This window comes from Clostridium sp. CM036 (assembly GCF_055081135.1).
On the sequence record NZ_CM143652.1, the window covers coordinates 673239 to 699434 of the forward strand.

General features: G+C 31.9%; 27 protein-coding genes and 1 pseudogene. 27 read left to right on the forward strand and 1 reads right to left on the reverse strand.

Annotated elements, in window-relative coordinates; all coding sequences use genetic code 11:
• The first annotated feature begins 105 nt into the window (after positions 1 to 105).
• The 21 genes from ACWJKE_RS03165 (at position 106) to ACWJKE_RS03265 (ending at position 21608) form a co-directional block, all read left to right on the forward strand.
• Positions 106 to 993, forward strand: coding sequence for a phosphate ABC transporter substrate-binding protein (locus tag ACWJKE_RS03165; protein ID WP_462959147.1), 888 nt, complete (start codon positions 106 to 108; stop codon positions 991 to 993).
• 202 nt (positions 994 to 1195) lie between these two features.
• Complete coding sequence (gene pstC, locus ACWJKE_RS03170) at positions 1196 to 2107, forward strand: phosphate ABC transporter permease subunit PstC (protein WP_220286571.1); 912 nt, start codon at positions 1196 to 1198, stop codon at positions 2105 to 2107.
• Complete coding sequence (gene pstA / locus ACWJKE_RS03175) at positions 2107 to 2994, forward strand: phosphate ABC transporter permease PstA (RefSeq protein WP_165413524.1); 888 nt, start codon at positions 2107 to 2109, stop codon at positions 2992 to 2994. The genes pstC and pstA overlap by 1 nt, the downstream gene beginning before the upstream one ends.
• Before the next feature lie 12 nt (positions 2995 to 3006).
• Positions 3007 to 3759 carry a phosphate ABC transporter ATP-binding protein PstB gene (gene pstB, locus ACWJKE_RS03180; RefSeq protein WP_165413525.1) on the forward strand — a complete coding sequence of 251 codons (753 nt, stop codon included), beginning with the start codon at positions 3007 to 3009 and terminating at the stop codon, positions 3757 to 3759.
• Between the two features lie 23 nt (positions 3760 to 3782).
• Positions 3783 to 4439 carry a phosphate signaling complex protein PhoU gene (gene phoU / locus ACWJKE_RS03185; protein ID WP_165413526.1) on the forward strand — a complete coding sequence of 219 codons (657 nt, stop codon included), beginning with the start codon at positions 3783 to 3785 and terminating at the stop codon, positions 4437 to 4439.
• Between the two features lie 65 nt (positions 4440 to 4504).
• Positions 4505 to 5329 (forward strand): substrate-binding domain-containing protein, encoded by an 825-nt coding sequence (locus ACWJKE_RS03190; protein WP_462959148.1) that lies wholly within the window; start codon positions 4505 to 4507, stop codon positions 5327 to 5329.
• A gap of 301 nt (positions 5330 to 5630) precedes the next feature.
• Positions 5631 to 6968 carry a DUF512 domain-containing protein gene (locus tag ACWJKE_RS03195; protein WP_220286567.1) on the forward strand — a complete coding sequence of 446 codons (1338 nt, stop codon included), beginning with the start codon at positions 5631 to 5633 and terminating at the stop codon, positions 6966 to 6968.
• Positions 6968 to 8284 (forward strand): ribosome biogenesis GTPase Der, encoded by a 1317-nt coding sequence (der, locus tag ACWJKE_RS03200; RefSeq protein WP_216302815.1) that lies wholly within the window; start codon positions 6968 to 6970, stop codon positions 8282 to 8284. Before ACWJKE_RS03195 ends, der begins: the two co-directional genes overlap by 1 nt.
• A gap of 1 nt (position 8285) precedes the next feature.
• A complete protein-coding gene (locus tag ACWJKE_RS03205; protein WP_216302816.1) occupies positions 8286 to 9278 on the forward strand; it encodes an NAD(P)H-dependent glycerol-3-phosphate dehydrogenase in 993 nt (330 codons plus the stop codon).
• A 147-nt stretch (positions 9279 to 9425) separates the two neighbouring features.
• Positions 9426 to 10904, forward strand: coding sequence for a stage IV sporulation protein A (gene spoIVA, locus ACWJKE_RS03210; protein ID WP_216302817.1), 1479 nt, complete (start codon positions 9426 to 9428; stop codon positions 10902 to 10904).
• 191 nt (positions 10905 to 11095) lie between these two features.
• Positions 11096 to 11962 carry a polysaccharide deacetylase family protein gene (locus ACWJKE_RS03215; protein ID WP_462959149.1) on the forward strand — a complete coding sequence of 289 codons (867 nt, stop codon included), beginning with the start codon at positions 11096 to 11098 and terminating at the stop codon, positions 11960 to 11962.
• 80 nt (positions 11963 to 12042) lie between these two features.
• Positions 12043 to 12696, forward strand: a complete 654-nt coding sequence (gene tenA / locus ACWJKE_RS03220; protein ID WP_216302819.1) for a thiaminase II — start codon at positions 12043 to 12045, stop codon at positions 12694 to 12696.
• A gap of 145 nt (positions 12697 to 12841) precedes the next feature.
• Complete coding sequence (locus ACWJKE_RS03225; protein ID WP_462959150.1) at positions 12842 to 13282, forward strand: GatB/YqeY domain-containing protein; 441 nt, start codon at positions 12842 to 12844, stop codon at positions 13280 to 13282.
• Between the two features lie 695 nt (positions 13283 to 13977).
• The gene (locus ACWJKE_RS03230) at positions 13978 to 15405 is read left to right on the forward strand and encodes an aspartate ammonia-lyase (RefSeq protein ID WP_258280667.1); all 1428 of its coding nucleotides are present in this window, start codon (positions 13978 to 13980) and stop codon (positions 15403 to 15405) included.
• A 411-nt stretch (positions 15406 to 15816) separates the two neighbouring features.
• The gene (locus tag ACWJKE_RS03235) at positions 15817 to 17097 is read left to right on the forward strand and encodes a dicarboxylate/amino acid:cation symporter (protein WP_165413535.1); all 1281 of its coding nucleotides are present in this window, start codon (positions 15817 to 15819) and stop codon (positions 17095 to 17097) included.
• A 32-nt stretch (positions 17098 to 17129) separates the two neighbouring features.
• Positions 17130 to 18302 (forward strand): NAD(P)-dependent malic enzyme, encoded by a 1173-nt coding sequence (locus ACWJKE_RS03240; RefSeq protein WP_216302820.1) that lies wholly within the window; start codon positions 17130 to 17132, stop codon positions 18300 to 18302.
• Positions 18303 to 18498: 196 nt separating this feature from the next.
• A complete protein-coding gene (locus tag ACWJKE_RS03245; RefSeq protein WP_165413537.1) occupies positions 18499 to 18837 on the forward strand; it encodes a hypothetical protein in 339 nt (112 codons plus the stop codon).
• A 248-nt stretch (positions 18838 to 19085) separates the two neighbouring features.
• Positions 19086 to 19883: an amino acid ABC transporter substrate-binding protein gene (locus ACWJKE_RS03250; protein ID WP_216302821.1), complete on the forward strand. Its 798-nt coding sequence runs from the start codon at positions 19086 to 19088 to the stop codon at positions 19881 to 19883.
• Between the two features lie 12 nt (positions 19884 to 19895).
• The gene (locus ACWJKE_RS03255; RefSeq protein WP_216302822.1) at positions 19896 to 20579 is read left to right on the forward strand and encodes an amino acid ABC transporter permease; all 684 of its coding nucleotides are present in this window, start codon (positions 19896 to 19898) and stop codon (positions 20577 to 20579) included.
• Between the two features lie 13 nt (positions 20580 to 20592).
• A complete protein-coding gene (locus ACWJKE_RS03260; RefSeq protein ID WP_216302823.1) occupies positions 20593 to 21336 on the forward strand; it encodes an amino acid ABC transporter ATP-binding protein in 744 nt (247 codons plus the stop codon).
• A 65-nt stretch (positions 21337 to 21401) separates the two neighbouring features.
• Positions 21402 to 21608, forward strand: coding sequence for a hypothetical protein (locus ACWJKE_RS03265; RefSeq protein WP_165413541.1), 207 nt, complete (start codon positions 21402 to 21404; stop codon positions 21606 to 21608).
• A 59-nt stretch (positions 21609 to 21667) separates the two neighbouring features.
• Here ACWJKE_RS03265 and ACWJKE_RS03270 read toward each other — a convergent pair whose 3' ends face one another.
• Positions 21668 to 22174 (reverse strand): methylated-DNA--[protein]-cysteine S-methyltransferase, encoded by a 507-nt coding sequence (locus ACWJKE_RS03270; RefSeq protein WP_216302841.1) that lies wholly within the window; start codon positions 22172 to 22174, stop codon positions 21668 to 21670.
• Positions 22175 to 22749: 575 nt separating this feature from the next.
• Here ACWJKE_RS03270 and ACWJKE_RS03275 point away from each other — a divergent pair.
• The 6 genes and pseudogenes from ACWJKE_RS03275 to ACWJKE_RS03300 form a co-directional block, all read left to right on the forward strand.
• Positions 22750 to 22917: pseudogene (locus ACWJKE_RS03275) on the forward strand (RNA polymerase sporulation sigma factor SigK); the annotation flags it as partial.
• 142 nt (positions 22918 to 23059) lie between these two features.
• Entirely contained in the window at positions 23060 to 23248 is a 189-nt protein-coding gene (locus ACWJKE_RS03280) for an alpha/beta-type small acid-soluble spore protein (protein WP_165413544.1), read from the forward strand.
• A 231-nt stretch (positions 23249 to 23479) separates the two neighbouring features.
• Positions 23480 to 23608: a hypothetical protein gene (locus tag ACWJKE_RS03285; protein WP_258280755.1), complete on the forward strand. Its 129-nt coding sequence runs from the start codon at positions 23480 to 23482 to the stop codon at positions 23606 to 23608.
• A gap of 75 nt (positions 23609 to 23683) precedes the next feature.
• Positions 23684 to 24946 (forward strand): putative DNA modification/repair radical SAM protein, encoded by a 1263-nt coding sequence (locus ACWJKE_RS03290; RefSeq protein WP_216302824.1) that lies wholly within the window; start codon positions 23684 to 23686, stop codon positions 24944 to 24946.
• Entirely contained in the window at positions 24939 to 25670 is a 732-nt protein-coding gene (locus tag ACWJKE_RS03295; protein ID WP_216302825.1) for a TIGR03915 family putative DNA repair protein, read from the forward strand. The genes ACWJKE_RS03290 and ACWJKE_RS03295 overlap by 8 nt, the downstream gene beginning before the upstream one ends.
• Positions 25671 to 25787: 117 nt before the next feature.
• A complete protein-coding gene (locus ACWJKE_RS03300) occupies positions 25788 to 26153 on the forward strand; it encodes a hypothetical protein (RefSeq protein ID WP_216302826.1) in 366 nt (121 codons plus the stop codon).
• The last annotated feature ends 43 nt before the right edge of the window (positions 26154 to 26196 follow it).

Sequence of the window (26196 nt, forward strand, 5' to 3'; positions counted from 1 at the left end):
TTAGTTAACTTTGCCTTAATACAAAGTTAACTTTCGGGGTATAATATTATAAGTGTAATGAGTAGCTAATAAAACAATCTAAATAAATGAACGGGGGAATTATCAATGAAAAGAAAAAACTTAAAATTAATGGTCGCTGCACTAGCAGTTGCAATGACAGCAGGAATTTCCACGGGTTGTTCAAGTAAAACTGCACCTAAAACTGAGACTAAAAAAAATGAGTTATCAGGTACAATAACAGCAGCAGGATCAACATCACTTCAGCCTTTAGCTGAATTAGGTGCTAAGAGTTTTTTAGATAAAAACCCAGGAGCAACTGTAAATGTTCAAGGTGGCGGTAGTGGTACTGGACTTAAATTAGTATTAGAAGGTAGTGTAGAAATAGGAAATTCAGATATTTATGCAAAAGATAAAGAAGGAATTGACGCAACTAAATTAAAAGACAATAAGGTATGTGTTATAGGAATTGCAGCAGTAACAAATCAAAAATCTAAAGTTGAATCTTTAACAAAGGCTCAATTAATAGATATATTTACAGGTAAGATAAAAAACTGGAAAGAAGTTGGCGGAGCTGACATGAAAATCACTGTTATAAATAGACCAAAATCTTCAGGAACTAGAGTAACATTTAAAGAATTTGGTCTGGATAAAAAGGAAGAAGTCGCTGGTTTAACTCAAGATTCGAGCGGAGCTGTTAAACAAGCAGTTAAACAAACAGATGGGGCAATAAGTTACTTAGCATTATCATACTTCGCTGATGAGGCTAATAAAGGGGGTTTAACCGTACTGAAAATTAATGGTGTTTCTGCAAATGCAGAGAACATAAGCACAGATAAATATAAAATTTGGGCATATGAACATATGTATACCAAAGGTGAACCTACAGGAATAACAAAAGCATACTTGGATTATATGGTAAGTGATGAAATGAAGGCAGGGATAACAAAATTAGGGTATATTCCAATGGCAGATATGAAGGCTAAAAGAGATTAATATTCTCTAAATGCTGGGTAAAACCGGTCTTATTTTGCATTAAATTATCACTTTCGGTTCTACAATATTAACGACTTCAGAAGGAGATTTATAACCTCGCCGAAGTTTCATTTTTGTTAGGGTAGTAAGTCCACAATTATAGAAGGTAGGGGGACTTTCCTTCTGGAATATCGTTAAAATAATTTTTTTGAGGTACAATGATATGAAAAAAAATGCTATGAAAAAAATATTTTTAAAACTAAAGAATGAATATTTAGGACGTGGATTTGCAACATTTTGTGGTGCTGTTATAGTTATTCTTACTTTTTCAATCATATTTTTCCTAACGACTAAAGGATTAAATACCTTTATAAAGCACGGATACTCAATATTTCATTTTATATTCTCTGGAGAGTGGAATCCAGAGGTGGGGGGAGAATCTTTATCTCCTCAATTTGGAACTTTGATATTTATTCTTGGGTCTTCAGCAGTGTCTTTCCTTGCAGTGCTAGTAAGTGCACCGATAGGGGTAGCTTTAGCAGTGTTTATGAATGTAGTATCACCAAAACTTGGCACAAAAGTTCTTCAACCTGCCATAGAGTTATTTGTGGGAATACCTTCAGTTGTTTATGGTTGGATAGGTGTAAGTGTTTTAGTGCCTATTATTAAGCTTTGGTTCGGAGGAATTGGTTTTAGTTTACTCGCAGGAGTATTAGTTATAAGCGTAATGATTTTGCCAACAATCACAAGTATTGCGTCTGATGCTATAAAAACCATACCCAAAGATTATATAGAGGCATCTTATGGACTTGGAGCAACTAGATGGCAAACTATAATTAAGGTGATTATTCCTGCATCTAAAAGTGGAATATTAACAGGTATAGTACTCGGAGTTTCAAGAGCATTTGGAGAAGCATTAGCAGTGCAAATGGTTATAGGAAACTCAGTAGCATTCCCTAAGGGGTTACTCGGAACCACATCTACATTAACAAGCATACTTACTATGGATATGGCAAATACAATCTATGGTACAGCTTGGAATGATGCGTTATGGTCAATGGCATTATTATTACTAATAATATCCTTTGTATTTATACTTATAATTAGAAAACTTGGAAGAAGAGGTGAGGTATAATGAGTTCTAAAGTTAAAGATAAAATAGCAACCATAGTTTTATATATAATTTCTGCTTTAGTAATTCTTTTACTCGTAAGCCTCATAGGATATATACTATATAATGGAAGGCAATCATTAAATTTAAAATTTATATTTGGAGAACCCCAAATTGGTGAAGCCGGTGGAGGGATTGGACGTCAATTATATAATTCGTTACATCTGCTTGTAGTAACACTTATAATCACAGTGCCACTAGGTGTAGGGGCTGGAATATATTTAGCTGAGTACGCAAAAGAAGGCAAGCTATTAAATATTATTAGATTGAGTATTGAGACTATGGCATCTCTACCGTCTATAGTAGTTGGTCTATTTGGACTTTTAGTGTTTGTTAATATGACAGGATGGGGATATTCTCTTATTGCTGGAGCATTAGCTATAACTATAATAAATTTACCTGGACTTACTAGAGTTAGTGAAAATGCTATTAAAGCCGCTTCGTCTGGTGTTAAAGAAGCAAGCTTAGGATTAGGTGCAACTAGATGGCAGACTATTAAAAATGTTATATTGCCATCTGCAATGCCTCAAATTCTAACGGGTGTTATACTGGCAGCGGGAAGAATATTTGGAGAAGCAGCGGCATTACTATATACTGCAGGTATGAGTGCACCAACTTTGAATTTTACTAATTTAAGTTTAACTAGTAAAGCTTCAGCTTATAGTTTATTAAGGCCCGCTGAAACCTTATCTGTATATATATGGAAGTTGAATTCTGAAGGGATGGTACCTGATGCTACTAAGATAGCAAATGGAGCTTCAGCAGTTTTAATAATTGCAGTGCTTATATTTAATGTATCTGCAAGGATAATTGGGAAAAAATTGTATGAATCTCATACAGGAAGTAAATAAGGAGGGTATAATATGGGAATTGTTATAGCAAAGAATCTAAATCTATATTATGGCAACGTTCAAGCACTGAAAAATGTAAACATTAATATAGAAAAAAATTCTGTTACTGCACTTATAGGACCATCAGGTTGTGGTAAATCGACATTTTTACGTACTATAAACAGAATGAATGATTTAATAGATTCTGTTAAAATAGATGGAGAAGTATTATACGAAAATAAAAATATATACAATCCAGATTATGATGTTATAGATTTAAGAAAGAAAATAGGAATGGTATTCCAAAAGCCTAATCCTTTCCCTATGTCAATATACGATAATGTGGCTTATGGACCAAGAATTCATGGTCTAACTAATAAGAAACAACTTGATGAAGTTGTAGAGAATAGTTTAAAGGGAGCTGCACTTTGGAATGAAGTAAAAGATAGGCTTAAAAAGAGTGCACTAGGATTATCTGGTGGACAACAGCAACGTTTATGCATAGCTAGAACTTTGGCAGTAGAACCTGAGGTTTTACTGATGGATGAACCAACTTCAGCATTAGACCCTATTTCAACTTTAAAGGTTGAAGAATTAATGGATGTTCTCAAAAAAAAGTATACAGTTATAATTGTTACGCATAATATGCAGCAAGCAGGTAGGATTTCTGATTATACAGCATTTTTCTTAAATGGAGAAATCATTGAGAATGGAAAAACAGAGGAGATTTTTTACAAACCTCGAGATAAAAGAACAGAGGATTATATTACAGGAAGATTTGGCTAAAATATAATAAGGAAGGTGATTTAATGGCAAGAAAAGTATTTGAAGCGAATCTTCAAGAGCTTCATAATGATTTAATTAGAATGGGAAGCATAGTAGAAAAACAAATTTATGACTGCATCGATGCCTTAGTTACTCAAAACACCGAAAAAGCTGAAAAAATAATGAAGAATGATGACATAGTTGATGAAATGGAGCGAGAAATAGAAGATAAAGCAATAAAATTAATCGCTATGCAGCAGCCTTTAGCAATAGATTTAAGAAATATTTTCACTATGACAAAAATAGTAACGGACCTTGAGAGAATGGCTGATTATGCCGTTGATGTTGCTAAAATCACATTAAGATTAAAAGATGAAAAGTATGTAAAGCAACTAGTAAGTATACCTAAAATGGCTGAAATAGTAGTGCTTATGATAAGAGATGCCTTGGATGCCTATGTGGCAGGAGATGTTAAAAAGGCTTATGCAGTTTGCAAAAGGGATGATGAGGTAGATACTATATATAAGGAAGTATTTAGAGAACTACTACAATTAATGATTAAAGATCAAAATACAGTAAATCAAGCTACTCAATTTATATTCATTTGTAAGTGGCTAGAAAGAATTGCTGACCATACAACAAACATATGTGAATGGACAATTTATCTAGTTACTGGTGAAAAAATTAATTTAAACGAATAGTTTTTAGATAAAATACAAAAACTACAATAAATACAAATTTAAAATATTGTAGTGGAGTTGTGATTATGAAGAAAAAAAAACTAAAAAAATTTTTTATATTTTTTTGCGTTAGTATGATAATGCTAAGTACAGGGTGTAAAAAGGGTGCAGAATTCAAAGAAAAAAAGTCCAAAAGCATTAAAATAATTTGTGAAGACACAGTTTTTCCTTTGGTAAATGATTTAGCACGTGATTATAATTTAAATAATGAGCATGCAGTTACTGTGGAATCTGCTGAGAAAGAAAGTGCTTTTAATAAATTAGATAATTCTGAAGGGGATGTTTTAATTGGATATGTTCAGCCAGATAAGAAGGAGATTGAAGCTGACATGCTAGCTTGTGATGGAATAGGGATTATTGTTAACGCTAGCAATAAAGTGGATGGTGTGGGAACTCAGGAATTAAAAAAAATATATACTGGAAATATAGTAAACTGGGAAAAATTAAATGGTGAATCAAAAACAATAGTACCTGTAGCATATAAAAATATGTTAAATACAGCCCAGCAGGGATTTAACATAAGGATAATGGATACTCCTGTAAAAGAACAAATGGGTAATAGCACTCAATATGTATCAAGTGTAGAAGAGATGAAGAATTTTGTTGCTCAGAATAAAAATTCTATAGGATTTATACCTGGACAGTGGTATAATAAAGAAAGTAAATTTTTAAAATTAAATGGTATTGAAATTACTAAATCAAATTTGCAAAATGAACTTTACTTTCTAAGGATTCCAATAAAAATGTATTATTCTAAAGAGAAAGAAGACAGTTTAAAGGATCTTTTTCAGTATTTTAAAAGTGAAGATGGTAAGAAAATTATTAGAAAATATTGCATAGAAGCATTTTAATACCTCCTTCTTAGGAGGTATTTTTATTCTGTAGTAAATTGCATAGCAGGTTTAAATCCATTAGTATAAGATAGTTAAAAAACCGCAAAATGAGCGTAATTTGCTTTTTTTCTTCTTTTAACGACTAATAGCGTTGACTTAGGTATTTAATTAATGTAATATAACTTAATGGAATACTATAATTTATTACTTAACTAATTTCTTATTATAAATTTAAAGGTGTGATTTAATCTTAATATAATATTTCTAATTCCTCATAAAACCTTTTAGATGAAAGGTTATGGTTGAGCAGGAGGTAAAAATGAAAAACCAAATAGCTAAGATACTTCCAGGAAGTATCGCAGAAGAAATTGAGTTAGAAGTAGGAGATAGATTAATAAGTATAAATGGCAATGACGTAGTAGACATTATAGACTACAAGTTTTTAATTACAGATGAACTTCTTGAAATTGAAATTGAAAAGATAGATGGTGAGATTTGGGAAATTGAATTTGAAAAGGAATATGATGAAGATTTAGGAATCCAATTTGTTGATGCTATTTTGGATAAACCAATGAACTGTCATAATAAATGTATATTTTGTTTTATTGACCAATTGCCAGAAGGAATGAGAGAAACTTTGTATTTTAAAGATGATGATTCAAGGTTATCGTTTTTTCAAGGTAATTTTGTAACTTTAACTAATATGAAGGAAGAGGACATAGACAGAATTATTCGATACAAAATAAGCCCTATTAATGTATCAGTTCACACTACTGATCCAGAACTTAGAAAGATAATGTTAAACAATAAATTTGCTGGAAATGTGTATGATAGGTTAAAAAGGCTGGCTGAAGCGGGTATTAAAATTAATTGTCAAGTAGTTTCTTGTCCAGGTATTAATAATGGAGAAGAGCTTATAAAAACCATTGAGGATTTATATAAACTTTATCCTAGCATAGAAAACTTAGCAGTTGTTCCAGTTGGTATAACAAAGTATAGAAAAGGCTTATTTAATTTAACATTGTATGATAAAAATACTGCAGCAAAGGAAATAGAAAGTGTAAAGCAATTACAAGAAAAATATATTAGAGAAGTAGGCTCACCTTTTATACGATTGTCTGATGAATTCTATGTTGTAGCACATAGTGATGTACCACAAGAAGAGTTTTATGATGGGTATGATCAATTAGAAGATGGCATTGGTATGATTAGACTACTTAGAAGTGTTATTGATAAAGATATAGCAAACCTAAAGCCGAATAATAAGGGAAGCTTTACATTTGTAACAGGGCATTCAGCTTATACAGAAATATTAAAGGTAGCTGAGAAAATTACTGCATGTAATAATAAAATAAAAACTGATGTTAAAAAAATAAATAATGTTTTTTTTGGAGAAACTATTACAGTAGCGGGTCTTTTAACAGGAAATGACATAATTAAGCAGCTAAGGGATGAAAAGCTAGGAGATTATTTAATAATTCCTAGCAATATGCTAAAAAAAGGATATGAACTAGGAAACTATGAGGAACAAATACTCTTGGATAATATTACGATAAGTGATTTAGAAAAAAGCTTAAATACAAAAATTTTAATATGTGATTATTCAGGAGAAGATTTAATCCATATAATAAACCAAAATAGTCGGGAGGAAGAATAATGGCAAAACCAATCGTAGCAATAGTAGGAAGACCCAATGTAGGGAAATCTACATTATTTAATAAGTTGGCAGGTAAAAGAATTTCAATAGTGGATGATAAACCAGGTGTAACAAGAGACCGAGTATATGCAGATGCAGATTGGCTTAGACACAATTTCACATTAATTGATACAGGTGGTATAGAAATTGAAAGTCAAGATATTATTTTAGCTCAAATGAGAAGACAGGCACAAATAGCGATAGAAACAGCAGATGTTATAATATTTATTGTAGATGGTAAACAAGGACTTACAGGTGCGGACACTGAAGTTGCACAGATGCTTAGACAAAGCAAAAAAGCAGTAGTACTCGTAGTAAATAAAATAGACCATCTTGAACTAGAAGCTAATGCCTTTGAATTCTATAATTTAGGTATAGGGACTCCTATAGCTATTTCTGCAACTCAAGCCCTTGGACTTGGAGATATGCTAGATGAAGTAGTAGCCCATTTTGAAAGTGTTTATTCAAACACAGAAGATGAAGAATATATTCAAGTTGCAGTAGTAGGTAAGCCGAATGTTGGTAAATCATCGCTTATAAATAAAATACTTGGAGAAGAAAGAAACATAGTAACTGATATTGCAGGTACTACAAGAGATGCTATTGATAGTAAAATAGAAACTGAAGAAGGTAAATTTATTCTTATAGATACTGCGGGAATAAGAAGAAAAAGTAAAGTAGAAGAAGGAATTGAAAGGTATAGTGTTATTAGATCATTAGCTGCTGTTGAGCGAGCTGATGTAGTTGTACTTATCCTTGATGCTACGGATGAATTAAGTGATCAAGATGAGAAAATTATAGGTTATGCTCATGAGATGAAAAAAGCAATTTTTGTTATAGTGAATAAATGGGATCTTATTGAAAAAGATACAAAGACTATGCTTGAATATAAACAAAAATTACAAGCAGGATTAAATTTCATGGCATATGCACCTTATTTATTTATATCCGCAAAAACCGGCCAAAGAGTACATAAGGTATTAAAAACAGTTAAAGAATGTTATGAGAATTATTCAAAAAGAATTTCTACAGGAATACTTAATGAAGTTGTAAATAAGGCTGTACTTATGAAAGAACCTCCAACGGTGGCAAATAAAAGATTAAAAATATTCTACGTTACTCAAGTAGACTCTAAACCACCAACATTTGTATTCTTTGTAAATAATGAAAATTTACTACATTTTTCTTATGAAAGATATTTAGAAAATCAATTAAGAAATAGCTTTGAGTTTATCGGAACAGGGATAAGACTTATATTTAGGGAAAGGAAGGAATAGAATGTCAAAAGTTGCTTTTTTAGGTGGTGGGAGTTTTGGCACTGCGTTATCAATAATGCTTGCCAAAAAAGGTACGAGCGTTAATATCTGGGATAGAAAGCTTAGTGTTATTGATGATATTAACATTAAGAGAGAAAACATTAAGTACTTACCAGGCATTATCGTGCCAGCAGGAGTAACAGCATTTACGGACATAGAAAAGGTTATAACTGATAGTGAGCTAATTGTATTAGCAGTGCCTTCGCATGCAATAAGAGGCTTAAGTAAGATGATAGCACCACATCTAAAAGAAAATCAAATTGTGGTTAGCATTGCAAAGGGGATAGAAGAGGGCTCAGCAAAAAGGATTTCAGAAGTTATAGAGGAAGAAATTGTAAGTAACCCTATAGTAATACTTTCTGGTCCTAGTCATGCAGAAGAGGTTGCATTAGATATACCTACAACGCTAGTAGTTACATCTAAAAAAATGGAGTATGCAAGTATTGTGCAAGATGCATTTATGTCTAGTAAATTTAGAGTTTACACTAATGAAGATATTGTGGGTGTAGAGATAGGTGGAGCAGTTAAAAACATTATTGCACTAGCTGCAGGCGTATCTGATGGTATAGGCTACGGTGACAATGCTAAGGCTGCACTAATGACAAGAGGAATGAGTGAAATTATACGAATAGGCACAAAGCTCGGAGGCAGAATTGAAACATTCTATGGCTTAACGGGTATGGGTGATCTTATAGTAACTTGCACTAGTATGCACAGTAGAAATAGAAGAGCTGGTATTTTGATTGGAAAGGGTGTTCCAATGGAAAAGGCATGCGAAGACATAGGAATGGTAGTAGAGGGTATAAAAGCTGTAAGAGCCTTCTATGAGCTTAAAGAAAAAGAGCAGATTTCTATGCCTATTACGGATGTGTTATACAAAGTATTATTTGAAGGTAAAGACCCTAAATATGGGGTATACGAATTGATGTCAAGAAACAAAAAAGATGAGTTTTAAGAAAACTATTAGTATGGAAAGACCAATTTTTTATTAAGAATTTAATAAAAAATTGGTTTTTTTTTATATATTTTTAATCTATAGTAATAATTCATTGATCTCTAAAATATATTTATAGTGATAATAATAAGTATTGGGAGGTATATATTGGATAATTTTGATATATATAAAGATATAGCGGAGAGAACGCAAGGGGATATTTATGTAGGTGTTGTGGGTCCTGTAAGGACTGGAAAATCAACATTTATAAAAAGATTTATGGAGCTTATGGTAATTCCTAACATAGACAATCCTCATAAAAAAGAAAGAGCAAAAGATGAACTTCCTCAAAGTGGTTCAGGGAAATCGATTCATACTACTGAACCTAAATTCGTACCCAACGAAGCAGTTGAAATTGAGTTTGAAGGGGGAACTAAATTTAAAGTAAGGATGGTCGATTGTGTTGGGTATATTGTTAAAGGAGCGGTAGGATATGCTGAAGGAGAGACGCCTAAGATGGTGACAACCCCTTGGTATGATTACGAAATTCCATTTGAGGAAGCCGCAGAGATTGGAACAAAAAAGGTAATAAATGAGCATTCAACTATCGGTCTTTTAATTACTACAGATGGTTCTATCACAGGCATAGAAAGGGAAGAATATTTAGAAGCGGAAGGAAGGGTAGTTGATGAACTTAAATCCATTAATAAACCTTTCATAATGGTATTAAATTCTAAAAATGCAGATGCTCCTGAAACACAAGTTTTAGCAAGAGAATTAGAAGAAAAATATGATGTTCCAGTTCAAGTTATGGATGTTGTAAATATGAAAGAGGAGGATATAGCTAATATATTTCAAAGAATTCTTAAAGAATTTCCAGTTAAAGAAATTAACATAGATATGCCAGAATGGATTGAAAACTTAAGTTCTAAGCACTGGGTAAAAATTAACTTTATGAAGTTCTTAAAAGATACGTGTAAAGATATTTTTAAAGTTAGGGATATAAATAAATCGCTACTAACATTTAAAGAAGTTGATTTTTTAGACTCTGCAATACTTGATGAAATGAATATGGGAGAAGGTACTGCTAGAGTCAATATAATTCCTAAACACGAATTATTTTACAAAATACTTGGCGAAACTTGTGATTGTGAAATAAAAGGAGAAAATGATTTATTAACATTAATGGGGGAATTCTCTAGAGCTAAAGTAGAATATGATAAAATTTCAGAGGCTTTAAAAGATGTTAAAGAAAAAGGCTATGGATTAGTTGCACCACAGCTTTCAGAAATGACATTAGAAGAACCTGAAATTGTGCAACATGGTGGGAGGTATGGAGTTAAATTAAAGGCATCTGCACCTTCTCTTCATTTTATTAAGGCAGATATACAAACAGAAATATCACCTATTATGGGTACAGAAAAGCAAAGTGAAGATTTCTATAAATCCATTTTAGAACAGTTTGAGAATGATAAATCTCAAATTTGGCAGAGTAATATGTTTGGTAAATCTTTAGAAGTATTAGTTAAAGAAGGCCTCCAAAGTAAGCTGTTTAAGATGCCTGATGACGTTCAAGTGAAAATTCAAAAGACTCTACAACGAATTATAAATGAGGGTAATGGCAGCTTAATATGCATTATATTATAATAAGATTTTTCAGGATATAGTAGCTTTGAGTTATAGGGAGTATTCCTTATGGCTCAAAGCTTATTTTCATTTACAAATAATTATAATAATACATACAAAAAAATATTATAAAATATTTTAAAAGAGGTATAATAGCTATGTGGAAGTTTATCGTATATGAATATATTAAAATATACATAGAGGTGATCTAATTGCAATTTAAAAAAATACCGTTATTAATAGTATTAACACTTGTGCTTTGTGGTTGTGCAAATGACAGACAAAATCAGATAAGTTTAAGTAATGCAAAGCAAACAAATAGCAGCATTAAAACGGGCAGTGATGGAAATACAAACTCTAAATCAACTTTAAAAGAGAATAGTCCGAATTTACAGACAAAAACTATTAACTGGTCATGGGCTTATTCACCAAGAGAAAATTCAACATTATTATCGAAATATCATGCTTATGCTTTTGGCGAAACTTCTAAAAAAGTAATTTATCTAACTTTTGATGAGGGGTATGAGAATGGTTATACAGCAAGCATTCTTGATACTTTAAAAGCTAACAATGTTAAAGCAGCTTTTTTTGTAACAAAGCCCTATGTAACGGGTTCTTTTAATGGTGCAAAAGATATTGATCTTGTAAAAAGAATGATGAATGAAGGCCATATTATAGGGAATCATTCAGTGCATCACAAATCCATGCCGTCTATAACTAATGAAATGGATTTTAATTCAGAGATTACAGAAAATGAAACTACTGTTAATAACATCCCCGGTTTAAAAATGTCGAAATTTTTTAGACCGCCTATGGGTGACTTCAGTGAACTTTCTCTTTATTACACTCAAAAGCTTGGTTATAAATCAGTGTTTTTTACACTTGCTTATAAAGATTATGAACCTAAGGATCAGCTAAACCCTGAAACGGCAAAAAAAAATCTTTTAAAGCAAACAAAGCCTGGAATGATATGTTTGCTTCATGCAGTTTCAGAAACCAATACAAAAATACTCGACAGTCTGATTAAAGAGTGGAAAAGTCAGGGATATGAGTTTAAAACATTGAATGATCTTCCTTAGAAAATAGCATAGACTTATATAGACATTTTTGGGCTTAGAACTGTTTGAGAAATTAAATGACGATGGAGGGGTGGAATAGTATGAAATTTACAGATTATATATTTGAAGAGGTAAAGGAATTTTGGAATTCATATTTAGAGCATCCATTTATAAAGGAGATAGGAGAAGGTACCTTAGATAAGGAAAAGTTTAAAAACTATCTTATACAGGATTATCTATATTTAAAAGAATATTCAAAGGTATTTTCTGTAGGGTTAATTAAGGCAAAAACTATGGACGAGATGAAATTTTATTATAATTCAATAAGGGGAATTATGGAGGATGAAACGGCTGTTCATATAAAATATTTAGAAGGCTTTGGATTAACTGCTAAAGAAACGGAAAAATGTGAATATAAATTAATAACTACAAGTTATACAAGCTATATGCAAGGTGTGGCGCTTACCGGAGATTTAAAGGAGATTGCCCTTGTTGCTATGCCGTGTACGTGGAGTTATAGCTACATAGGCAAATATATTAAAAAGACTTATGGACATAAGCTAGAGGGGAATTTTTTCAATCCATGGATTGAAGAATACGCTTCTGAAGATTTTGAAAAATTCACTAATGACTGGCTGGATTATATAAATGATTTATGCGAAGACATAGATGAGATAGAAAAGAAAAGATTATTAGCTATTTTTATGAAATCATGCATGTATGAATTAGAATTTTGGAATAGGGCATATAATTAATATTAGATTATAAAATTGGGAAACTTTCCTTCTGAAATGTCGTTAAAGTGAGATTATAAGAGTATAATGTATATATAAGTATAGTTTTAATAAAGTAACAAAATGACTTGTTAAAAAATATTGAATTATTTAGGAGGTAACACATATGTTAAAACAAACACTGAAAGATGATATTATTAAATATATGAAGAGTAGGGATAAGGTAAGACTGACTGCTTTAAGGACTTTAATGGCTGACGTTAAATATAAAGAAATGGATTTGAAAAAAGAACTTTCTGACGACGACTTAGTTGGTATTGTTGAGAAAACAATTAAACAATTAAATGAAACTCTTAGTTATGCGAAAGAAGCTAATAAAGAAGATATTATAGCTGAAACAGAAATTGCTATCGAAATGTTTACATTTTATATGCCCAAGCAATTAAGTGACGATGAAGCAAAAATAATTATCAGTGAAGTTATTACCCAAAATCACTTTAGCGGAAAGGGTGACATGGGGAAGGTTATGAAGGCTGTTATGCCTAAGTTAAAAGGAAAGTATGATAGCAGGAAGGTAAATCCTCTTGTGAATCAATTATTGGCATAGGGAAAATGGAGTAATGATACCATTTATTAAAGGTAAAGGCAAATTAGTAATTATGAGTGAGTTTTATCCCATATGTAGGGGTAAGATTCACTTTTGAATTTTATTAAGAAAGTATTTTTTTATGTTAAAATTTATAAAATGGAGTTTTAATAAGTAATGAGTCCTTATTGAATAATCAATTTAAGGGTATAACAATAGTTGATAATACTGGATTTAAATTATATAATAAGTACTAAATAATTGTAAATATAATAGTGTAAACAATTACAATATGATTTATTAACAGGTTAATTAATTCATTGTGATGTTATATGCCTATAAATATCAAAAAACTCTTAGTAGCAAGTAGTTATCTTCAGGTCATATCATAGTACCCTTGAGGTACTTATTTTTTTTATGTGGAATACCACTTAGAGAGCAGATGTAAAATTAATCTTAACGGTAATCTTGCAAAGTAAACAATATTCAAAATATTCAAACTTAAGGTTGTATTCGATATAACCCTAGGTATATTAAGAATTAATTTTCAATTTCAAATGCTTTAAAGCGCCGTAAATCAATAAATATTAAGTAATAATTTGTCTTAATTTAGTTAAAAGACTTACTTATGATACTTAAAAAGACAGATGTTTATTTGACAAAATTTATTTCAAAGGGTATTATTAGTATATTATAGTAAACAAGGAGGAAATATTATGAATGAAAACATGCAAAAATTTAGGGTGGAAAGCGATTCTGTTGGCTCTAAGAATGTACCTATAGAAGCATATTATGGAGTTCAATCATTAAGGGCGTCAGAAAACTTTAATATTACAGGTAGGAGGATGCACAAAGACTTAATAGTCAGTCTTGCGCAAGTAAAAAAAGCTACAGCTATTGCAAATAATGAAGCTGGATTAATGAGTAAAAAAATCAGCGACGCTATAGTACAAGCATGTGATGAAATAATAGTTGGTAAATTACATAATGAATTTATAATTGATCCTATTCAAGGTGGAGCAGGTACATCGGGTAATATGAATGCAAATGAAGTAATTGCTAATAGAGCAAATGAAATATTGGGTGGTAAATTGGGAGCGTATGATAAAGTTCATCCAAATGATCATGTAAATATGGGACAATCTACAAATGATGTATTCCCAACAGCAGGCAAGATGGCAGCTCTAAAACTTATTCCAAAAACCTTAGAGGAGTTAAGAAAACTTGGTGATGTACTTGTTGAAAAGTCTAAAGAATTTGATGATGTTATTAAAATGGGAAGAACTCAAATGCAAGATGCTGTACCTATTAGATTAGGCCAAGAATTCCATGCATATAGCTCAGTAATAAAAAGAAATATTGATAGGTTAGAAAAAGCCAGTGAAGGGCTAAAGAGTGTAAATATGGGAGCTTCTGCTATAGGGACAGGAATAAATGTGGATACAGGATATTTTAAAAAAATCGTGCCAGCAATTAATGATGTTGTTAATTTAGATTTACATCAAGCAGAAGACTTAATAGATGGGACACAAAATCTGGATGTTTTTGTGGACGTTTCATCAGCTCTTAAAACTTGTGCAGTAAGTCTATCCAAGATATCAAATGACTTAAGGTTAATGTCTTCAGGTCCTAGAGCAGGCTTTGGGGAAATCAATCTGCCAGCAAAACAAAATGGATCTTCAATAATGCCAGGAAAGATAAATCCTGTAATTCCAGAAGTTATGAGTCAAGTATCTTTTAATATTATAGGCAATGACATTACTATAACTATGGCAGCAGAGGCCGGACAATTAGAATTAAATGCATTTGAACCAGTTATATTCTATAACTTATATGAATCTATAGAAACACTAGGTAACGGAGTTAATACCCTTAGAGAAAATTGTATTGCAGGTATTACGGCTAATAGAAAAAGGTGCAAATACTTAGTAGATAATAGTGTAGGTATAATTACAGCGATAGTACCTCATGTAGGTTATAAGGCAGCTGCAAAAATTGCAGCTAGAGCGATTGCAACAGGCGAACCTGTAAGTGAATTGGTACTTAAAGAGAGTATTTTAACGAAAGCACAACTTAATGAAATACTAGATACAATAGCAATGACCGAGCCAGGAATAGCAGCAAAGCATTTAATGGCTATATAAATTATTTTATTAATTAAATGTAAACAATAGTATGCAATTAGGTATTTTTTGTGGTATTATAGTATAGTGAAATTGCAATCATCATGGAATAAAGTAAAGGCTCAGTTAGTTTCGAGGATTGAAACTAGAGATGATCTTAGCATTGCATATACTCCGGAAGTGGCTAAAACATATTGAGTGAATATTAAGAAAACGGTTACCAGTATGCTCCTAAACAACATTTGGTTGTTTAGGAGCATACTGACATGAAGGGCTCCTTTCGAAATTCATTTTTAGTTTATACCCATCTTGTAAATGTATATGCGCCCAAGGTGGGCGGATTACAGCCATTTCAATATATAAAAATGTGGTATTAATGCTGGCTGTGGCATTTCATAGCCAGCTAATAAAATATATAAAGGAGGGTTTTGTATGAGTAAAAAAAAGGTGAACTTGACAACTAGAATCCTTATTGCTCTATTATTAGGATCAATAACTGGAATTATTGTATTTCAATTTCCTAATGGAACTTTTAAAAATGCTTTTTTAATAAATGGTGTTTTCCAGTTAGTAGGTCAACTTTTTTTAAGAGGAATAATGATGCTTGTAGTCCCACTGGTGTTTATTTCCTTAGCAAATGGTGCGGCCAGTATGGGAGATGTAAAGAAATTAGGTAGGGTCGGGGGAAAGACTGTAGCTTTTTATCTATCAACTACAGCAATAGCTGTTGCTATTGCGCTAGTCTTAGGTTATTTTATAAAGCCAGGATCAGGCTTAGATTTAACAGCCGTAAAAGCAGTGAAAACTACAATTGCTACCAAAACTCCATTGGTACAAACGTTATACGAAATGGTACCAAGTAATCCAATTTTAGCTATGTCGGAAGGTAATATGCTTCAAATTATTGTAGTTGCTGTATTAACTGGTATAGGCTTATCTTTATTAGGTAAAAAAGGTCAGCCCCTAATTAATTTACTTGAAAGCCTAAATGATTTAATAATGAAATTAGTAGAAATCGTTATGACATTTGCACCTATAGGTGTATTTGGGCTTATAGCTAAAACCTTTGCTACTGTAGGGTATGTAGCTATGATGCCTTTAATGAAATATATTCTTACAATATATTTGGGTCTATTACTTATCTCAATATTAGGATATGCAAGTCTTTTAAAAAGTTTTACTGGGTTATCTATAAAAAAGTTTTACAAAAAATTCTTCCCAGTTATGTCTGTAGCTTTCTCAACAGCTAGTAGTAATGCTACAGTACCAGTGAATATGGAAACATGTGAAAAAGAATTAGGGGTATCAAAAGGTATTGCGGCCTTCACTATTCCATTAGGTGCAACAGTTAATATGAATGGTACTGCTATTATGCAAGGGGTAGCAACATTCTTTGTAGCTCAAGCATATGGCATTCCTGTTACACTAAATATGATGTTAACAGTAGTTCTAACTTCAACTATTGCATCTGTAGGTACAGCTGGAGTCCCTGGTGCTTCCATTATAATGCTGTCTATGGTATTTCAGGCTGTAGGTCTTCCCTTAGAAGGAATCGGTCTTATAATGGGTGTAGATAGATTGGTAGATATGGGCAGAACAGTTGTCAATATTACAGGAGATGCTATTTGCACTGTTATAATAGCTAAGCAAGAAGGGGAATTAGACGTTGACGTATTCAATAGTGAGAACGAAGAATTAAGTGGCAATGTATAAATAATACAATTTAATAAAAGGGGAAGTATTGAATGAATTATTTTGTAGAAAGTTTAAAACTGCATGAAAAACATACAGGCAAAATTGAAGTAATATCAAAAATAAAAATCCAAACAAATGATGATTTGGCACTTGCGTACACACCTGGTGTTGCAGAACCTTGCAAGAAAATCTATGAAAACGTAGAAAATGTGTATAAATATACATCTAAAGGGAATATGGTTGCAGTGGTTACGGATGGCACTGCTATTCTAGGGCTTGGAGATATAGGACCCGAGGCAGGACTTCCGGTTATGGAAGGAAAGGCTATATTGTTTAAAGAGTTTGGTAATGTAGATGCCTTTCCAATCTGCTTAGACACAAAGGACGTAGATGAAATTGTTCGCACAATACAGCTTATCTCCCCAGGGTTTGGTGGGATAAACTTAGAAGATATTAGTGCTCCAAGATGCTTTGAAATAGAAGAAAAGCTTAAAAAAATATTAGATATACCAGTATTTCACGATGACCAACATGGGACAGCAATTGTAGTTCTTGCAGGTCTTATCAATGCTTGTAAAGTAGTTGGAAAGAAGCTTGAGAATTTAAAGGTTGTAGTAAACGGTGCTGGTTCTGCGGGAACAGCAATATCAAAGCTTTTACTCTCCTCAGGAGTGAAGAATTTAATTGTCTGTGACAAAGTAGGAGTACTTTATAGAGGGATGGCAATAATTGATGATGCAAAAACAGCCCTTACAGAAATAACTAATCCAGAAAATATAAAAGGAAGCTTAAGTGATGCATTAGTAGGTGCAGATGTATTTATAGGGGTTTCTGCACCAGGAATAGTAACACCTGAGATGGTTAAATCTATGAAAAAAGATTCTATAGTCTTTGGAATGGCAAATCCAACCCCAGAAATCATGCCAGATGAAGCTAAAAAAGCGGGCGCAAGGGTATGTGGTTCAGGACGTTCAGATTTTCCAAACCAAGTAAATAATGTTCTTGTATTTCCAGGGTTATTCAGAGGTGCATTAGATGTGAGAGCAAAAGAAATAAATGAAGAAATGAAGCTTGCAGCAGCATATGCTATTGCAAATTATATAAAAGATGAAGATTTAAACGAAAACAATGTAATTCCAAGTGCATTAGATAGAGGTGTAGCAACAAAAGTAGCAGAAGCAATTGCGAAAGCTGCAAAAGAAACAGGCGCAGCAAGAATATAACCAAGCGCTGCTAGGATTACCTCTTCATGACCATTGAGAATCATGAATAAATTACAAATGATTTATTTTTTTAATTTAAAAAGATAGTAAAAACTTTATAATAAGGTTTTGCTATCTTTTTTTCTATTAATTTCTTATAGAATTTTTTAGAATAAATCTCCGCCTTATTACATATAATTAGTGGAGGTGGTTAAATATGTATAGAACTATGGTGTGCAAAACATGTGATAACAATAGAGTACTCATTGAAAAAGTTGGACAGGAACTAAATATCAAGTGCTCAAAATGTGAAAATACAATAATGCAGGCGGTTTACCTAGAGTCTTGGAATGAACATATTGCTAATACATATAAATTTAGAATCGGTATTGATGATGATAGGTTAATTGAGGCGGATATAGTTGAAATGAAAGTTAATAAAGAAGAGCCTCAAACTTCAAGCGAAGAGGGAAAAAAAATTCGGTTAATGTATGTAAAAGAATATGAATTCATAAGGCAACTTCCAGAAGATGAGTATGTGGAAATAATCAATTGAAATAGATTGTAGGGGGATGAAAGAGTCGAAGAGCTGCTTTGAATATGTATGTTTATATAGGGAAAATGAAAAAAAGAGCTCACTAGGGCTTTTTTTTGTTTTCAAAACAAATGAATATGGTGATAATATATAATTAGTCTTCACTATAGTAACTTAAAAATAAATATTGACAGTAAAAGAAAACCTATGGTATTATAAATACAATGCAATACATTACTAAAACGATAGGAATACTAGGAGGGTAATAAATGAAAAAAACATCTGTATTAATTAGTACTTTATTAATAGCAACACTGGGACTTGTAGGATGCGCCACAAGTAGTAGTAAAAACACTGAATCTAAGGACCTATTATCAAAAATAAAGAGTGAAGGGAAAATACAAATTGGTACTGAAGGAACATACGCACCATACAGCTTCCATGATAAATCAGGAAAGTTAACTGGTTTTGATGTTGAAATTGCAGAGGAAGTATCTAAACGTCTTTCCGTAAAACCAGAATTTGTGGAAACAAAGTGGGATGGTATGTTTGCTGGGCTCGACGCAAAGCGATTTGATATGGTAGTAAATCTAGTTGGAATTCAACCAGATAGACAAGAAAAATATGATTTTTCAGAACCATATATAGTTTCAAAAGCAGTGCTTATAGTAAACAGTGATGATAACACTATCAAAAAGTTTGAAGATTTGAAGGGGAAGAAATCTGCTCAATCATTAACTAGTAACTTATCTAAAATTGCAAAAGATAATGGTGCAATACTTCAACCAGTTGACAGCTTTAATCAAGCAATTGACCTTTTAGGTTCTAAAAGGGTAGATGCCACAGTTAATGACAGTTTATCTTATCTTGATCTTAAAAAACAAAAACCAGACCTTGCTATAAAAGTTGTTGATGAGGAAGGAAATGCACAGCCAAGCGCATTTATGTTTAAAAAGGGAAATAAAGAATTAGTGGATGCGGTTAATAAAGCACTTATTGATATGAAAGCAGATGGTGCTTATTTAAAAATTTCAAATAAGTGGTTTGGCAGCGATGTATCAAAATAAGAGGGTGATAAGATGAATTTTGATGTGCAAACACTAAGAATATTAAACATAATTAAAGACTCTTTTTTTCCTTTATTAATAGCTGGTGTAAAATTTACCATTCCAGTGGCAGTGCTTTCTTTCATACTCGGTTCAATTGTGGCTATGGCAACGGCTCTTGCACGTATATCCAAACATAAATCATTAGTTTTAATATCAAGTTTTTATGTTTGGATAATAAGAGGGACACCGCTTCTCGTGCAGTTATTTATAATATTCTACGGATTACCAGCTGCTGGTATAACCATGGGAGCTTTACCGGCAGCAATTATAGGTTTTACATTAAATGTTGGAGCTTATAATTCGGAAGTAATTAGGGCTGCAATTCTATCTATACCTAAGGGGCAGTGGGAAGCAGCATCTTCAATTGGTATGACTCATACTCAGTCGTTGATTCGTATAATTTTGCCACAAGCAGCTAGAGTATCTGTACCGCCGCTGTCAAATTCATTTATAAGCCTTGTTAAAGATACATCCCTTGCTGCGTCGATTACTTTAGCGGAAATGTTTCAGATTGCTCAAAGAATAACAGCAGTAACATATGAACCACTTGTATTGTACTGTGAAGTGGCCTTTATATATCTATTATTTTGTACTATACTATCTACAATTCAACAGAAAATAGAGAAAAATCTTGAAAAATATGTCGCTAGGTAATTGGAGGAAATTCATGATTAATATAAAAAATTTACACAAGAGTTTCGGAAATAATGAAATATTAAAAGGTATAGATTTGCGAATTGTAAGAGGCGAAGCAACCATTATTATAGGGCCTTCAGGTTCGGGTAAAACCACACTTCTTAGATGTATGAATTTGCTAGAACTGCCTAATAAGGGGACTATGAGCATTGGGGATAATGAATTAGTGTTTGGGGAAAATAAAAATCCAACTGATAAAGAAGTGATATCACTTCGCAGGAATACTGGAATGGTATTTCAAGGATTCCATTTATTTCCTCATATGACTGTGGTAGAAAATATTATGGAAGGGCTTGTTACTGTACTTAAGCAATCTAAGAAGGCAGCCCATGATAAAGCACTTAAGCTTTTAGATAAGGTTGGGCTTTTAGACAAGTGCAACAGTTATCCTCATGAGCTTTCAGGAGGACAACAACAAAGGGTTGCTATAGCGCGTGCTATGGCTATAGAACCATCAGTACTATTATTTGACGAGCCAACATCTGCACTGGATCCTGAGCTTGAAGCGGAGGTGCTTAAAGTTATGAAGGATCTATCACTTGAAGGTATGACAATGGTAGTTGTTACTCATAATATGAGTTTTGCAAGAGAAGTAGCAGACAATATAATATTTATGGATAACGGAATCATTGTTGACAGGGGAACACCGAAGGAGTTATTAATTAACACAACTAACCCAAGAATAAAACAATTTTTAAATTTAGTATCTGATTAGATAATAGATTGTTTGAGAAAAAATAATTTCGACACTAAGAATTTTATTAAGTTGGAGGCGTGAAAATGTTAAATAAAGAAGTTAAAGAGAATCTATTGAGAGAAGGCATTCATGAAGATGCTGTAAGTGCTTTAGATGAAAAGGGAAAGTGCCTATTTGATATAGATAGTACAAGGGACGTATGCTTTGAACTGATTGATGTGGGTGTTAAATTTAGTTGTGAACTAAGTATTTTAGATGATGGATTGTATTTGATAAAAATTTTAAATTAGATTATAGACATAACCATTATTAGGGCTATGTCTATAATTATTATTATGTGTAAAAATTACTATTGGAAATTGAATCCTTCAATTTCCAATAGTAATTTTTGTGTAGGCGTTCTATTACCAGCAAAGCCTACCAACTTACCACTTTTACCAATGACCCTGTGACAGGGTATAATTATAGGCAATTGGTTATATTTATTAGCTTGACCTACTGCCCTTACAGCTTTAGGGTTTCCGATGGATTCTGCAATTTGCAAATAATTCCGCGTTTCACCATAAGGTATATCTCTAAGGGCTTTCCATACTTTCTTTCTGAACTGTGTGCCTTCTATAGATAAAGGTATATCGAAATTTTTCCTTTTACCTTTGAAATATTCGTCTAGCTGAACTATAACTTCCTTGCATAACTCATTATCTTTGGGAATAGCTTCATGTTTTTTCTTGTATTGTATCCAATCTTCTTCAAAAATTTCTACTTTTATAACACCAATCTCATTCACTACTACATGGATAAGCCCAATAGGGGAATCATAAACATCATAACCGATTTTCACAAAACGCCTCCTCAATTGTATAATAGAAACCATAAATAAAAGGTAGCATAAGATTCATATTCTGTCCAGTTTAAAGCAATTTTTTTATCATATAAAATGAAAACGTGAATATTAATTTTCTCCAAATGAAAAAGGCCAGACTTTAAGGCGGGCCTTTCAATTTCTTAATCTATATAAGTTTTTTATTAAATATATTAGTTAAATTTAAATTTTCTATTTTACCTTTAATCTCATCTATATCTAAAGTATAGAGTCCAAGTTCCTGCATTCTTTTAAAATAGTATTATTACTCCTATGAGTATTCATTTATGAATATTGATTTATCAAAACTTGTTTTTGTAATGCAACATTGAAATCAAGAAAATGTCTAATTGTTGGTTATCAATTATAAATGCGTAAAAAAATATAATGTGGTAGAATAAATAAAATTTTTAGGGTATGAGTATGTAAAGAGTCCTCTAGTGGGTCCCTTCTGCATAAGCATTTTAAAAACCGGCCTTAAAAGTTCTTATTTAATAATTAAATAATAGGTACATGAAAACAAATAACAAATCATATTATATTTAGAAGCTCTAGTAGGAGGAACATCTGTGTTTTTCATGAATTGTTTATTAAATATGATTGGAAATATTACATTTTTAACAGCCTATATAACTGGCAGTAGTTCATTCCCTCAACCATTGTGTGAAGAAGAAAAAAAATATTCCTATCCAGGAAAGGATGTAGATGAGCTAATATCTATTGGAATAGTGGGACTCAATTTATATAATAACTAGCCCTTAAAAATCATCTATTTAATTATATTGGAATAGACATAATTTTCTATGAATATTGTTTATAATAATACACATGATAATAGTGTAATTGAAAACGATTATCAAATATAGAGGAGGTTATTATATGTCAAGAAATAGAGTATTGGTTCCGGAGGCTAAGGTTGGATTAAACAAATTTAAAATGGAAGCTGCTAAAGAAGTAGGAGTAAATCTTACAGACGGTTACAATGGAGATTTAACCTCAAGAGAGAATGGTTCGGTAGGCGGACAAATGGTTAAGAAAATGGTTGAGTCTTACGAAAAGAATTTGTAATAAGAAATGTGGAAGAAGTTAGCCTAGCGTAATTGCTAGGCTTTTTTGTAAAATCATTTAAATTTGATAAACAGCCCCATAGAAATATGGAAATTGTCAGTTTGCGTGGGAAGAAAGAGAAAATAAATGGTTACACATGGTAAGTAAAGAAGCTATTGCACTAATAAAAGTTAATCAAGAATAAATATATATTCTTTAGAATTTGAAAAAGAGAGTGAAATAAGTTTTCCCATTAATAATGGAAGACAGGTATATTTAGTTCAAGTAGAGGGATGTTCAAGTATAAATAGTATTAAGATAGGAAAAAGATGCTATGGAAATGGTAGCGTGGTTAATGTGTATTTTAATAGAGTTTCGTGATTATCCAGGAAATATATCTTTCAAAATTGGACAAAACGTGATAAAATAAGAACAAACGTTTGTGGGGTGATGAAAGTGGATATAATGAAAAAACTTGAAATATTATCTAATTCAGCGAAGTATGATGCGTCTTGTTCTTCGAGCGGTTCTAATAGAAAGAACACAAAGGGAGGCATAGGTAATGCAGCATCAACAGGTATTTGCCATTCCTGGTCACAGGATGGTAGATGTATTTCGCTACTTAAAATTTTGTATACCAATAAATGCATATACGATTGTAAATATTGTATTAATAGAGCTAGTAATGATCTGGAGAGAACAAGCTTTACTCCAAAAGAAGTAGTAGATTTAACTATAAATTTCTATAGAAGAAATTATATCGAAGGATTATTTTTAAGTTCTGGGGTAGAAAGAAGCCCAGATTACACGATGGAAAATTTAGTGAGAATTTTAAAGGATTTAAGACTGATTCACAAATTTAATGGATATATTCATGTAAAAGCTATTCCAGGCTCTGATCCAAAGCTCATATATGAGGCGGGATTGTATGCAGACAGAATGAGTGTAAATATTGAGTTGCCGTCAGAAAAAAGCTTAAAACTCTTAGCACCTCAAAAGAATAAGGCAGATATATTAAAACCTATGCGACTTATTAAACACAGTATAATAGAATCTAATGAATATAAGAAAAAAGGATTTAAAGCTCCTAGATTTACTCCTGGTGGACAAAGTACTCAGATAATGGTAGGGGCAACTAATGAAAGTGATTTAAGAGTAATTAGTCTTACTGAAGGATTATATAATACTTTTGGGCTTAAGAGGGTGTATTATTCTGCTTATGTGCCGGTGGTGCAGCACGCAAATTTACCCGCTATTCAAAGCACACCTCCAATATTAAAAGAACATAGAATGTATCAAGCAGATTGGCTTTTAAGATATTATGGATTTAAGGCAAATGAATTATTAGATGAGCAAAATCCGAACTTTGATATAAATTTAGATCCCAAAGCCTTTTGGGCATTAAATAATTTGGATAAGTTTCCGTTAGAAGTAAATAACGCTCCCTATGAAACATTACTTAGAGTGCCTGGAATAGGAGTAACATCGGCTTTAAGAATTATAAAATCAAGAAGACTTTGCAATCTTTCCTATGATAATTTAAAAAAAATAGGAGTAGTGCTCAAAAGAGCTAGATACTTTATAACTTGTAGTGGTAAATTTTATGGAGATAAGGCGATGGAAAGAGGAAGGATCAAAAATTATTTATTAGACTATGAAAGTTTTGATAAGCCACAACAAATGAGCTTGTTTACTCAAAGGAGTGATTTATTTGTTTAGATACATTTATGATGGAAGTTTCGATGGGTTTTTATCTGTTGTATATGGTTGTTACTATGATAGAATACCTGAATGCATAGATAGGGTAGATAGATATACTTTTGACATGATATATAAGGACAAGTTTATAGAAACTGATATAATAAAATCAAATAAAGTATCTAAGTCAATACTAGAAAAAATATCAAAAGATGCATTAATTCATGTGTATCAAGCGTTTTTATCTGAGGTACAAGGAATAGAGTTAATATTATTTAAATATATTCAGTTAGGGTTTAAGTTAGGGAGTAAAGTTAATGATTTTTTAACAGATGACATTGTAAATGAAGTACAGAAATATTCTAGAAAAGTTGGCTTTGAAGCACATAGATTTTTAGGATTAGTTAGATTTCAAGAATTCAAGGGCATATTGTATGCAGCAATTGAACCTACTTACAATATTCTTGAGCTCATAGCAAATCACTTTAAAGCAAGACTTACAAATGAAAAGTGGATAATTCATGATGTGAAGAGAAAAACAGGTGTAGTTTATGAAAATCATGAATGGATATTAAGGGATTTGAAATTTGAAAAATTAGAAAGTAATGAGAAGGAAGAGCTATTCTATCGAAACCTTTGGAAAGTTTTTCATAAAAGTGTTGGCATACAAGAAAGGAGTAATAAAAGACTACAAATGCAACATATGCCAAAGAAATATTGGGATAATTTAATTGAAATGAAATAGTGTCACTAGTTGCACTATTTTAAATTTCAGTATTTTTAAAAAAAATGTTAACAATCATGTTATAATAGATATAAACACATTATTAGGTTATTGTAATTAAAGGAAGGAACGATGATTATGAAAAAATCAGTAGAATACACAGAAGTTGAAAGTCCTAGCATAAGTATTGAAAGAAAAAAACATATGATGGAAAAAATCTATAAAACACTAGAAGATTTGGGGGCTACCAGTAAAGAAAAAGGTAAAACGAGTAAAGAAATAAACAACTCTATTCCTAAGGAGCCTACTATTAAAGATATAGATAGTGTGAAAAAAATCAAGAAAGTGCAATTAAATACACCTTCATTTGTAGGTTCACTTGCAGGACTTATGTCTAAATCTCGAATACTTGGTAAAGTATCAAGCGTAGAGAAAAAGGAAGTTAAATGGTACATACTGGGGACTGCAAAAATGATTAATGATATAGATCCTAGAGATATGTAATATTTATCATTTGCTTTTCAGCAATACAAACACATAACTGCAA

Bases quoted from the DNA above. Each gene is read 5' to 3' on its own strand.
- ACWJKE_RS03255 (WP_216302822.1), top strand. From the start codon at position 19,896: ATGAATTTTGATGTGCAAACACTAAGAATATTAAACATAATTAAAGAC.
- pstC (WP_220286571.1), top strand. From the start codon at position 1,196: ATGAAAAAAAATGCTATGAAAAAAATATTTTTAAAACTAAAGAATGAA.
- ACWJKE_RS03165 (WP_462959147.1), top strand. From the start codon at position 106: ATGAAAAGAAAAAACTTAAAATTAATGGTCGCTGCACTAGCAGTTGCA.
- ACWJKE_RS03300 (WP_216302826.1), top strand. From the start codon at position 25,788: ATGAAAAAATCAGTAGAATACACAGAAGTTGAAAGTCCTAGCATAAGT.
- ACWJKE_RS03240 (WP_216302820.1), top strand. From the start codon at position 17,130: ATGAATTATTTTGTAGAAAGTTTAAAACTGCATGAAAAACATACAGGC.
- ACWJKE_RS03190 (WP_462959148.1), top strand. From the start codon at position 4,505: ATGAAGAAAAAAAAACTAAAAAAATTTTTTATATTTTTTTGCGTTAGT.
- pstB (WP_165413525.1), top strand. From the start codon at position 3,007: ATGGGAATTGTTATAGCAAAGAATCTAAATCTATATTATGGCAACGTT.
- phoU (WP_165413526.1), top strand. From the start codon at position 3,783: ATGGCAAGAAAAGTATTTGAAGCGAATCTTCAAGAGCTTCATAATGAT.
- ACWJKE_RS03230 (WP_258280667.1), top strand. From the start codon at position 13,978: ATGAATGAAAACATGCAAAAATTTAGGGTGGAAAGCGATTCTGTTGGC.
- ACWJKE_RS03195 (WP_220286567.1), top strand. From the start codon at position 5,631: ATGAAAAACCAAATAGCTAAGATACTTCCAGGAAGTATCGCAGAAGAA.
- ACWJKE_RS03205 (WP_216302816.1), top strand. From the start codon at position 8,286: ATGTCAAAAGTTGCTTTTTTAGGTGGTGGGAGTTTTGGCACTGCGTTA.
- ACWJKE_RS03250 (WP_216302821.1), top strand. From the start codon at position 19,086: ATGAAAAAAACATCTGTATTAATTAGTACTTTATTAATAGCAACACTG.
- pstA (WP_165413524.1), top strand. From the start codon at position 2,107: ATGAGTTCTAAAGTTAAAGATAAAATAGCAACCATAGTTTTATATATA.
- ACWJKE_RS03225 (WP_462959150.1), top strand. From the start codon at position 12,842: ATGTTAAAACAAACACTGAAAGATGATATTATTAAATATATGAAGAGT.
- ACWJKE_RS03280 (WP_165413544.1), top strand. From the start codon at position 23,060: ATGTCAAGAAATAGAGTATTGGTTCCGGAGGCTAAGGTTGGATTAAAC.
- tenA (WP_216302819.1), top strand. From the start codon at position 12,043: ATGAAATTTACAGATTATATATTTGAAGAGGTAAAGGAATTTTGGAAT.
- der (WP_216302815.1), top strand. From the start codon at position 6,968: ATGGCAAAACCAATCGTAGCAATAGTAGGAAGACCCAATGTAGGGAAA.
- ACWJKE_RS03245 (WP_165413537.1), top strand. From the start codon at position 18,499: ATGTATAGAACTATGGTGTGCAAAACATGTGATAACAATAGAGTACTC.
- ACWJKE_RS03265 (WP_165413541.1), top strand. From the start codon at position 21,402: ATGTTAAATAAAGAAGTTAAAGAGAATCTATTGAGAGAAGGCATTCAT.
- ACWJKE_RS03235 (WP_165413535.1), top strand. From the start codon at position 15,817: ATGAGTAAAAAAAAGGTGAACTTGACAACTAGAATCCTTATTGCTCTA.
- ACWJKE_RS03260 (WP_216302823.1), top strand. From the start codon at position 20,593: ATGATTAATATAAAAAATTTACACAAGAGTTTCGGAAATAATGAAATA.